11 protein-coding genes are annotated in these 11,017 nt (G+C 41.9%); 1 reads left to right on the top strand and 10 read right to left on the bottom strand.

Annotation, left to right across the window (positions count from 1 at the left end; translation table 11 throughout):
• Positions 1-343: 343 nt before the first annotated feature.
• A complete protein-coding gene (gene mutY, locus DS2_RS16050; RefSeq protein ID WP_152537630.1) occupies positions 344-1,402 on the bottom strand; it encodes an A/G-specific adenine glycosylase in 1,059 nt (352 codons plus the stop codon).
• A 76-nt stretch (positions 1,403-1,478) separates the two neighbouring features.
• Here mutY and yciH point away from each other — a divergent pair, with 76 nt between their 5' ends.
• The gene (yciH, locus tag DS2_RS16045) at positions 1,479-1,793 is read left to right on the top strand and encodes a stress response translation initiation inhibitor YciH (RefSeq protein ID WP_035015900.1); all 315 of its coding nucleotides are present in this window, start codon (positions 1,479-1,481) and stop codon (positions 1,791-1,793) included.
• Positions 1,794-1,796: 3 nt separating this feature from the next.
• On the opposite strand, the gene DS2_RS16040 is transcribed toward yciH, so the two are convergent.
• The 9 genes from DS2_RS16040 to DS2_RS16000 form a co-directional block, all read right to left on the bottom strand.
• A complete protein-coding gene (locus tag DS2_RS16040; protein ID WP_035015899.1) occupies positions 1,797-2,732 on the bottom strand; it encodes a diguanylate cyclase domain-containing protein in 936 nt (311 codons plus the stop codon).
• Between the two features lie 75 nt (positions 2,733-2,807).
• A complete protein-coding gene (locus DS2_RS16035; protein WP_035015897.1) occupies positions 2,808-6,905 on the bottom strand; it encodes a DUF6701 domain-containing protein in 4,098 nt (1,365 codons plus the stop codon).
• Positions 6,902-7,354: a hypothetical protein gene (locus DS2_RS20045; RefSeq protein WP_051479945.1), complete on the bottom strand. Its 453-nt coding sequence runs from the start codon at positions 7,352-7,354 to the stop codon at positions 6,902-6,904. The genes DS2_RS16035 and DS2_RS20045 overlap by 4 nt, the downstream gene beginning before the upstream one ends.
• Positions 7,344-8,183 (bottom strand): prepilin-type N-terminal cleavage/methylation domain-containing protein, encoded by an 840-nt coding sequence (locus tag DS2_RS16025; RefSeq protein WP_035015896.1) that lies wholly within the window; start codon positions 8,181-8,183, stop codon positions 7,344-7,346. Before DS2_RS16025 ends, DS2_RS20045 begins: the two co-directional genes overlap by 11 nt.
• Entirely contained in the window at positions 8,183-8,743 is a 561-nt protein-coding gene (locus DS2_RS16020) for a type IV pilus modification PilV family protein (RefSeq protein WP_035015895.1), read from the bottom strand. The genes DS2_RS16025 and DS2_RS16020 overlap by 1 nt, the downstream gene beginning before the upstream one ends.
• The gene (locus DS2_RS16015) at positions 8,740-9,228 is read right to left on the bottom strand and encodes a prepilin-type N-terminal cleavage/methylation domain-containing protein (protein ID WP_035015894.1); all 489 of its coding nucleotides are present in this window, start codon (positions 9,226-9,228) and stop codon (positions 8,740-8,742) included. Before DS2_RS16015 ends, DS2_RS16020 begins: the two co-directional genes overlap by 4 nt.
• A gap of 72 nt (positions 9,229-9,300) precedes the next feature.
• Complete coding sequence (locus tag DS2_RS21000) at positions 9,301-9,753, bottom strand: type II secretion system protein (protein ID WP_035015893.1); 453 nt, start codon at positions 9,751-9,753, stop codon at positions 9,301-9,303.
• A gap of 135 nt (positions 9,754-9,888) precedes the next feature.
• The gene (locus tag DS2_RS16005; protein WP_035015892.1) at positions 9,889-10,497 is read right to left on the bottom strand and encodes a type II secretion system protein; all 609 of its coding nucleotides are present in this window, start codon (positions 10,495-10,497) and stop codon (positions 9,889-9,891) included.
• Between the two features lies 1 nt (position 10,498).
• Positions 10,499-11,011: a hypothetical protein gene (locus DS2_RS16000; protein ID WP_035015888.1), complete on the bottom strand. Its 513-nt coding sequence runs from the start codon at positions 11,009-11,011 to the stop codon at positions 10,499-10,501.
• Between the last annotated feature and the right edge of the window lie 6 nt (positions 11,012-11,017).

Below are 11,017 nucleotides of genomic sequence, written 5' to 3'. Positions count from 1 at the left end.
TTGAACATCGAGTGGGCTCAGTTGCACACATTCGTCAGCGCTATTTAACTGGTGCTACATAAATCGAAGCTAAATGGAGTATTACTCACAAAAACGCTTCAAGCTCGGTCCATGAGTCGCTCACACAAGGCTTCCCTTCCTTGTGAAGTTTTGTTCGCAACACACCCATTCACCTTCTCGGCATTTTTATCGCTGCAACTCGATTATATTGCACTTAACTTGCAACGTATTTGTACCTTGAATTATAAGACGAGTTATTTACCATAATTCCTGATAACGTTTACATTTTTTGGTCTGATGTTAGCTTATTTATTAACCAACATCAATTACCCAATTCGATAAGCTAAAACTTGCCCGCTATCACTGCTGCTAACAAATTTTTAGTCGGGGTCGCCATACCAAATTCAGCTTCGCTATTTAAATCAAACCAAACATCTTCAGATTCTTTGATAGCTGAGTGAACTTGTTCAACCTCAACTAAAATTGGCTGAATATCCAAATGATAGTGGGTGAAGGTATGCCTAAATGGCGCTAACTCGGTTTGCTTGTTGCCATCTAATGCAAACAGGTGTTCAATTTCACCTAAGGTTAATTGGCGTTCCGATTCTGGCAAAGTGTACAAACCGCCCCAAATACCAGTAGGCGGGCGTTTGTTTAATAGCACCTGCTGACCGTGCTTAAGCAAATACATAAAAGTTTGTTTAACGGGTTTGTTTTTTTTGGGTCTAGGCACGGGCAATTGGCTAACACAGTTAGCTTGATAAGCTTGGCAACTTTGTTGCAAAGGGCAGCTATCACATTTTGGTTTGCTACGGGTGCAAATTGCAGAGCCTAGATCCATCATGGCTTGATTAAAGTAGTCTACCCCTTGTGCAGGGGTGACTTGTTCGCTCAATTGCCACAGTTTGTCTTGCACTTTCTTTTCACCCGACCATTGTTCAATTTTAAAATAACGGCAGAGGACACGCTTAACATTGCCATCTAAAATTGGATAAGGTTGTTGCAAGGTTAAAGACAATATTGCACCAGCTGTGGAGCGGCCTATGCCTGGCAAAGCTAATACTTGTTCAAAGTTAGTTGGAAACTCATTATGTATTTCTACAATTTGTTTGGCAGCTTTGTGTAGATTACGTGCACGAGCGTAATAACCTAGGCCGGTCCAAAGTTGTAAAACTTGATCTTGCTCAGCAGCCGCTAATGCTTCAACGGTTGGGAATGTTTGAATAAAACGTTCAAAGTAAGGGATCACTGTGGTCACTTGGGTTTGTTGCAACATAACTTCTGACAACCAAGTTTTGTATAGGCTTTTATTTTGTTGCCAAGGTAAGTGCTTGCGGCCGTGTTGGTGATACCAATTAATAACCTGATTGCCGAATTCTGTGTTTTGTTGCAATGAAACCATGTTGTGACTTGTTAACCGAGTGAGTAAACTAATGAGATTGAGGCATGTATTTTATAGCAAAGGCTAGGAGTAAACCATGGCATTGGTGTATAGCACAGATAAAGGTCGAATAACTGAAGACAAACCACAAGAGCAAGCCCAAACTTTTGCTGACGGCGCAGTGCGCATTCGTCGCGAAACGGCTGGACGTAAAGGCAAAGGGGTTATTACAGTTGCTGGTTTACCTTTGGTTGGGGCTGAGCTTAAGAAAGTTGCGCAGAACCTAAAAAAGAAGTGTGGCACTGGAGGTGCTGTCAAAGACGGCGTTATAGAAATTCAAGGTGATAAGCGAGATGTCATTAAAGCTGAACTTGAGAAAATGGGTTATAAAGTCAAACTAGCTGGCGGTTAGCTGCTAGTTCATTGAATCGCGCACACTGTTGATGGTCTGTTTAACCGACATGCCATCTTCAAACTCAGCACTGGCCATAGATATTTGTAGTTTTTGGATAAGCTCGTTGTCGTGCTCTAAAGTATGTTGAGCTAATCTTTTTACTGCAGCTTTAACGCCAGATTCTTCATTGCATATCAGTAGTGCGACAAACTCATTTTCGCCATATCTATATACGAGATCTGTATTGCGAAATGTTGTGAGGATCTGATGACCGAACATAATTTGCAGCTCTTCCGAGCCTTGTGTGTCAGCTGGCGTTATTTTAATAAAAGTAAGCCACTCTTTTTTATCCATACGATTGGCATCATGGGCACAGGTAAGTGCATGTTGCGCATATCGAATTAACGACACCTCTAAACACTGTTTATTGTACAAGCCTGTAAGTAAATCACGCTCCATATTTTCAAATATTTTCAACAGATTGGTAAATACAGAAATGACATTGCCAGCCAGAAAATTATGAACGGCTTTTATATCTATGGCCTGTAATTCCAATGCATGGCCGACCTTGCCTGCGCTGGGCACGATTGGAAATATTAAATATTTGGTGCGTTTACCTTCGATTGCTTGGCTCATAGGTTTCTGTGCCAAAAAGCTTTCGATAACGATTTGAGGTGGTTCGTTTGAATCTCTTGCTTGCCAAGGCTTTTCGACAATTTGTCTAAAAAGCAATTGTTTGCCATCGGCTGCTTGGTTAATTTCTAAACCTTGTTTGTTATGTACTTCGTACATACAGGCGTGATAAACCAACCTTGAGCGGAATAACCGTAAAAACAAGGTATCAATTAACGATAGAGAATCTAATTGCTTAGTCAAAGCCAACATAAGCGATATACTGCGCTGAAGAAACTCAATATCTCTGGTAGAGGTGGCCAAACTCGATTGCGTTAATGGCATTGTCGACTCCTTCCGTGTATCAATTAACAATAGCAGACTTTGACCCATTTGGTATGTCCAGCAATTGTTTATTGGCTAATATATTTCCCGCCAATTAATAATACGATCATTACCTCTGAATATGCCCCAAATTAATTCAGTTGTAATATTACTGTCTAGGCTGACATCGGCATCCCAATCATATTGTAAATAAGGATAAGTCGCTAAGTTTATTTGCGCTGTCATTGTGCCTTGATTACCTTCTCCTGGCGCGGCGAATAGGAAGTTTAATAGACCAGATTGTGCGGTGATGCTGTTGCTGTTTGTCGCAGGAGATAACAAGCTTGTATTGGTACCGCCAGAAATTGGATATTGATTTAGCCAAGTTTGCCCATTGCTGTGATTTTGCCCTCCGAAAGTAAATATCACGGATGGCAACACAGTTGTATTATCAGTCGATGCGGTTGTCCAACTGCTGCCATTATAACTTTCTATGGCAATCGGCAAAGTTAGGTTGTCTGTTTCTGGACCAAAGTTGTTACTTAACAGTAAACGCGCACTGACAATATTGGCAGGGCTGGGTATAAAGCTGTCAGCTGTGCTAGCAATTAAGCCATTGTTTGCATCAAAAAAAGCACCTGTGGCAAAGGATAAACTGATGCTGGTATCAAACGGAGCTGTTGTTTGATTGGCTGCACTTTTTTGATGTTGAAAGCTGTCTGCTGCTGCAAATTGATAGGTGAAGCTGCCGTCAGCGTTGTCGGTCAAACTGCCCGCGTTTAAATTGCTGGTTAAAATTATGCTGTTGTCTGTTGTACTGGCTGTAATTTTTGCTAAATCTGCACTCAAATTGGCGGTACCTAGAGCCGACGTATAATTATGTAAAGCATTACCTAAAGCATCTATACCAATTACAGCAACCGCGGGTTGGCTTGCATACGAAAAACTTTGCCCTAAGTAAGTATTGATTAAATTTACATTTTGGTACTGACCCTGCGAGCGGTTGTCTGTAAAACCATTCGGGTAGATTTCATCTGCTGCATAGATATTTAGCTGCGCAGGTATAAATGTGCCTAACGTAATCGTATTGGAACTGATATTACCTAGGCCTAAATAGTTTACATCTCGTGCTTGTAGTTGATATTGGCCATACTCGTCAATTTTACTTTGATTATAGCTATAGGCACCGTTACTAAAAGTGGTTGCGATAGAGTCGGTAAAACCTGCTTGCGAGGTCACTTGCCCCGCGGCACTATAAAATAAATTGGCTTCTTCACCCCCTAAATTAGGATCTGGTATGGCCCTAACTAAATCAAATTGTAACTGACTGGGCTGATAACTTGGTGTGACTGTTGTATCGCTACACTGTGCTGAAACTTCAAGGTTAAAGTCAGTATTAACCGCCATGTTATTGGTTGCTGAACTTGTGCTAACCACCAGTTGATTGGGATAAAAATTGACAGTGTTGGAATTGCTGATTAATACTGAATTTGGATCGGATATTTGTACTGTTACTGCACCTGCATCCGCGTAGGTTAGGTCTAATGTCGCTTGAGCAGAGTTGTCGAATTGGGTTGTTATAGAGTGCGTTTGCCCTAACGAATAGTTATTGTTGCCAACTTGCATTGATGCGTTACCCTGTTTGTTGACATGGTTTAATAGCATTTGAATGGTGCGCGAGCCCGTCCAAGCAGGGGCGCAATTTTGGCTTTGGTCGGTTTTTAGTGCTTGAATGGTAATGCTACCTTGCGTGCAAGATTCAATATTGGCGCTGCTGACAACAAATCCTGAGTCTGAAAATACTAGTTGACAATTGCCGTTGCCATTACAGGTAACAGGAGCTGACGGCGACAAGTTAGTTAAACCTAGCGTGATAGTTGCCGCGCTGCTTTGGCTTAAGCTCACACTCTTACTACCAGTGAAACTATTGGCGTCTATTACACTGGTACTATTGCCTATGGTTTTGGTTAAAGTTGCGTTGGTTACTTGATTGTACAAATCACAATTGGCATTGCGACAGGCTTTGACTGTTACTGAGGCTGTGCTGCAGGTTAGTGCGCTGCTGTCATGGGTGATTTCATAGTGATCTACTTGTACACAATCTACTGGCGCTGTTGCTGCTAAATCAGCAATTTGTTGGCCGGTTAAGCTACCTGAATATAAACGAAAATCGTCTATTGCACCGTTGAAAGATTGTGAACCGGCTTTCCAAGTACTGCCCCCAATCGTGAAAACGTCCGCTGCCTGTGCTGTTAAAGTCTCACTACCACTGGCAACTTGTGTTCCATTTTTATAAACAGCCCAAGTATTGTTGCTTGCGCTGTAACTTACTGCAATATGCGTCCATTGCCCCAAATCATCATTGGTTATTGTTGATTTGATTGAGTTGTTAGAGCCTGTTTTATTGATGTCCCAATAGATAGTATTGCCAGACTCCCACCTCGCTTCAAAGCCGTCATTAAAGCCAAATATTCGGTTGCGGCTGGTCGGTAGTGCATCGACTTTCATCCAGAAAGTGATTACGCCATCTGCAGGGGGAGTAAAACTAGCGGTTGTGATCCGTTGATTTGCCGACTTGTTAAAATCGAGGTAATAACCCGTATTTTCACACATCCAGTTCGGATCTTGGCTATCCGTTGAATTGGAATTGCCTAATATAGCGTCTCGGCTATAGCTACTAGAATCAACAGCTGTTTGGCCACTACCGGTGTCAAACTGGTAATGGGCAACTAAGGTTGGAGAGGCGTTTGAAGCTCCAGGTGTCGAATTGCCGCAGCTGCTGTCCCATTGATTGCTGGCTTTTGAGCCATCAGTTAACGCACAAGCGGTTGAGTTGTTGCCGGGAGCGTCGATAATTGTACTGGAAGCAGGGTATTCACTTTCACAGTCTGTCCACTCATTGCCGTTGTGACCACTGGGCGGGTAGCGTAAGTAGTGGACAAATTCATTATTGGTGTCTAGAAGGAGTATTTCTTGAAAATTATTATGCCAATCAACGTCAGGTTTACTAATTAAGTTGCTGTTGGGCACATGAGATAAGTTTGGGTTGTTGATATTTTCGGCAAAAACAATATATTCGCCAGGTTGGTAGGTCGTGTTGCTCGAAAACAGCTCAAAAGAAAATTGATTTGGTGCACCAGCTCCATTTGCTTGCAATTGCCAATTATTCAAATTGATAGCACTTGAGGCGTTTTCACTCACATAAAGCTCAATCCAGTTATTGCCATTTTCAATATGAAACTCGTTGATGGTCACAAGACTACTATCTGAGCTTAAGTCTGGGCAGGTGTAGCTGACGGATTGACTACAAACATCGCCCAATGTTGCTTGGTTTGGGTCGCCTGCAAACTCAACATGCGCATCAGAGGTCATATGTAAATTGGCAGTAGATAACCTGCCTTTTAAGTAAGCAGTATTGTGCATCGATGTTGAACCATAAACATTGTTCCCTTGTTTACTGGCATTTACATAGACTAGCCCAAATAATTTTGCGTTACTCGATAAGTTTAATCCCGTGTTGGTATTTTGTGCATGAATAAAAAAAACAAAGTGATTTGGATCACCATTTAAATTGATACTCGCTGTATTGTGGATTGATAAGCTTTTCAAAATATGAAAACGCACGCTGCCGCTACCTTTGCTGGTATCTAAAGTAATTTTGCTATTCGACGACAACGACAAATTTTCAATATAGTAATCACCTGGCGGAATAGTCAGCTCGGTGTTGTTACTCAACGCAAAATTTTTGAAACGGTAACTGGTATTGGCGGCTGAGAAACTACCAGAAGCTTCGCTACTAAAACCAACGTTTCCATAATCATATTTATTCTGATAGTTATAACTGCCGTTGTTTGCTCCAAAAATGACGCTTAAGCTACTGTGTACGCCCACATAAGTGGAGCTTGGTGAGGTTTGAAAATTAGGCATGTTGATTGAGCTTGCGCTCGACCCACTAATATCACACGTGACACCCGCGCCACAGCTATTGCTAACAATTTGTCCAGCTTTTTTAAAGGGTAATTGATTAGGAGTTGGCTCATTGGAAATGTGAGCCGTATTATTCATAGTCAATTGACCTTGATTGTAATTTGAGCTGATAGCACTAGGGAATACCTCATCACAAGTCGCAGCTTGGAGTTGTAGGTTAACCAGTATTAGGCAACTAAAAGCTAATAAAAGGCGAAAATACTTCATAAATCTACAGCCTCGACACTGATTGAGCGTGTGGTAATTAAATCGCTGACTGTGCACTGCGCAGTACTCGTGATAGTTAATAAATCATTGCCATTGATAACACCTGAGCGTGTGCTGCAGTTGAGCGAAACGCTACAACCTCTAAAACCCGTAGTGTTTGGTAAGGTAATTGGGCTCGCGGTAATGGTTGCACAATCAGTCGTAGAGGTTGAGGTTGTCGGGTACAAGCGGCTCAAAGCGATTTGAATTCCACTTTGTGCACTACTAAGTGCCCGCAAACCAATTACTTCGTAAGCTATGTTTAGATTAGCGACACTCAGAGAGCGCATAACCCCAGCCAATAAAATTGACAAAAATACCAATACAAACAGAGCTATTATTAAGCTACTGCCTTGCCGTTTGCGTTTTAACTGCTGGCTCTGTAGTTTTTGGCTAATATTATGGCGCATTAGGTATTTGCACTAAATGGTGAAAGAACATACTTTCATTATTATCGGTTAACCGCGAAAACTCTAGGTAAATTGCTACCTGACCATGGCGTAATAAGCTTGCATGAGTGTCTACATGGAAAGGTGCTTCAGTTGCAACTGCATTCGAAACATTCTCTGCCATTAAACTATAGTTTACGTTTGTAGCCGCTTTCAATTGAGTTGGGTTAAGTTGATTGGTGGTCGCAGTATAGTTTTGGTAGCGGTATATATTACTGTTTTCTAAACAATAACTAACTGGGGTTGTCCATTGATAATAGCGTTTGGCCGGCGAGCCTTGAGCGATACTAATATTCGACGAAAAATTAATGACTTGAGAGCCGTCACCTTGTACAGCATTAACTGAATCAATCGTGAAGGTTTGCTGATTGGCAACAGTATAAATATCTGCCGTTTGGGTGGGATAGATACTAAGTTGGCTATTTGAGGAAATGGTTCCAACAGTTGGGCTGACTAATGTTATTTGACTGTCACTAGCGGGTGAAATAGGTGCCGTTAGATATTTGCCGCTATTGACGACCGGAACATATTCAAGACAAGCTGTATTGTTGTTACTATCATTTAATGTGCGTAAGCTGTAGGGGACCGCCATTCTCAGTTCTCGCGTTAACCTTTCTATAATAAAACGGCTGTCGTCAAGAACCAGTTGTCGCTCGCTTACATCTACATAATAAGTCGCCCCCCAGCCAATAAATTTGCTGGTTGTAACACTAACAATACCGAGTACGACGATTGCCAAAATGAGCTCGATAAGCGTGAATCCCTTGTTGTTGATGTGCTGAACTTGCATTAAAAGTTACTCCTGTAAGCACTAAACACAGATTCGTTGCCTATAGGGTCAGTGATACTGATTTGGATGAGTTTATGAGCACCAATATTAGCATCTGCAGTACCATTAAAATCGCTATCGTAAATAACGCTCACCGACAATTGATAATTTGCGTAGTTATTTGCTAGAGCTGTATTGTTGGGCATGCTGAGCTCTATTATGTCTCCACCTGTGGTATTGAGGTCATGATAGTCATCTACATCATCATAATCGTCTCGGCTTGATTCGCCATTATCCGCGCCAAAATTTGCCGCCGCTGTGCATGCTGGTGCCCCTGCATCGGCACTTGAACAGCGAATTGAACCACTTACTCTATCTGAATTCTCGTCAAAAGACTTTGCCAAAATTTCATTTAACAAGGATGAACCTAGCTCAGACGCCCTGACTTGATACCAAGGGTCGGCGACAAACTTATTGCTATTGGTTAATACATGCGTGAAGTAGCTAAAGGTAATCGCAAGTACCACAATGCCGATTACAATTTCAATTAGAGTAAAACCTTGTTGGATATATCGTTTCATCTGTGGATATATCCTTGTGGCTCAATGGTTATTGTGGCCGTTAACGTGCCGGCAATTTCAATTGTGCAGCCGCCTGTGCAGCCATGGGTTGGCTGTCCTAATGCATTAAATCGGATATCAAACGAATTGGTGATGGCTTGGCCGTTCGCCGATATGGCTAGATTGGCATTTGTTGCTTCTGTCTCACTGACTCCTAAAAAGTCATTGGTAAAACTGCTGGCAAGCGCATTGTTGCTGCAGTCATGTTGACCAAAGCGTGTACTAACAATAATTACTTGATGGCAGCTGCCAGTGGTATTTTGCATCGCTTGCAGTTGGCTGTGCCGCAAGACGTTTAGTAAACGGTCTCGAAACTCGGTTGTGTAGCTATCACTTTGCACTAAGCCGATTTTGGGAAACGCCGCGACTGCAATAATGCCGATTAGCACTAAAACTACAATAAGTTCTACTAGGGTAAAGCCTGTATTGCAATGTGGCTTTGACATAAAGTTATGATTTGCGATTGGGGGAAGGGAATAAGGCTCATCAAAAATGAGCCTCGATAGCAATCTATTGGCCTACGGATCGCATTCTGCTGATGTCGTAATTCGACCAACCTCTGCGGTGCTAGTAGGTTGTGTATACACTACACTACAGTCGCCTTTAGAAAAGGTTGCGGTATTACCCGAGTATGCAATAGACCAATCGCTTGGTATATCAATGATAGCACCAATGCCCTGGGCTGTGCTTTCTGGGTAACCGTAATCAGTGTCAACATGGCCATCTGCAACAACTGTTGTTGCTACAGCCGTTTCTGCATTGTTGCCTAGGGTATTTTGTACCAATGCTTTTGCATGAACCATATTTACAGCACTGACAATCGAGCCTTCAATAGCTTTTGCTACTGATAACTCTGCTTCGTCTTGCACATCAATAAATCTTGGGGCAGCTGTCACAGCTAGAATACCTAGAATGACAATAACGACTATTAGCTCTATGAGCGTGAAGCCTTGTTGTTGCGATCGTTTCATGTTTTACCTCGTCTTAAACGTATAAATTAAATTTAGATTATTTTTTGATTGTTTGCCATTAGAAAAACACTGATATTGTGAATCTTTATTGACAATATGTGACTTTGCGCAAAAAACATTCAGATAGATGCATTTTTACTGGTTATTGCTAAACACGCTGATTTGCCCTGTTAACGGCAAATATTCAAAACCATTGCCCGAACCTGTTCCATTGGGTGCGCCACTACTGTTTTTTATTGTTTGCACCAAATAGTATAAACAGGTGCTTTGCCCATCACTGCTGCTGGTGGTTGTGTAATAATCGTTTTCTGCAAAATTGGTATTATTGTTGCCAACAAAACTTGTGGTTATCTTCGGTGAACTTTGTAATATTCGAACGAATATCTGTTGGCAATCTTCGGCTGTTAACGAGTCTGCACTTGAGTTATTGTCATTCTCGCCTCCCGTCGGATAACCTTTGTTCGGGTCAACCGCAACATTGACCCCATCCAAGTTTACTAATGCGACATTAGTTCCACCATTGTTAGTTGGGCGGCCATCCAACTCCCACTGCGAGCGAACTAAACCTACAGCGGTAGCAAAACCACCAGCGACACCTTCCACCGTTGCATCTTCTGCGTCATCTGTCACGCTTAATAAGCGAGGTAAGGCCGTTGCTGCTAATAACCCTAAAATGATAATTACGATAACTAACTCGACTAATGAAAAGCCTTGTTGTTTAGCTTTATGTGTTTGTGTGGTCACTCTATTCCTCCGTTAGCCGGCTCATTACTTCGCCGTTTGCTTCAAAATACAGCAGAGTCTTTTTGCCGTATTTATACACACAGGCAGCTCGCCCTTTGATGCGTTCGAAATAATGCCGCTGCTTTTCTGTAATAAGTTTAGTCGATTTATCCAATAAATCTGTCCATAGTTGTTTACACCCTTGGGCGTTATAACTGGTTATTTTTGGCCAACCTTTTTGTGTCATTTGAATACTATTTGGCTGTGTTTGAGGAAACTGGCGTTTTTCTAACGACTTGGTTTCCACGACACTTAATAGGTTGACTGAATCAGGCCTAGCTTGGCGTAACCACTCTACATGGGTTAAGTGTACGGCTTCATTAAACTGATTCGCTGCCATACTAAATGCCACCGTGTTTGACTCTCTATCTGTTTTTTTTAAATATACCAGCCATATTGTCCATAACATCAGCATAATGGATAAAACAATCATAAATTGAGCAAGAGAAAACCCTTTCTGAGATTGCCCAATCATATTCGA

Origin of the sequence: Catenovulum agarivorans DS-2, assembly GCF_000568405.1 — a bacterium.
In the GTDB taxonomy this organism is placed as follows: Bacteria; Pseudomonadota; Gammaproteobacteria; order Enterobacterales; family Alteromonadaceae; genus Catenovulum; species Catenovulum agarivorans_A.
The sequence above is the reverse complement of the archived record's forward strand: the minus strand, read 5'-3'. Positions and strand labels throughout refer to the sequence as shown.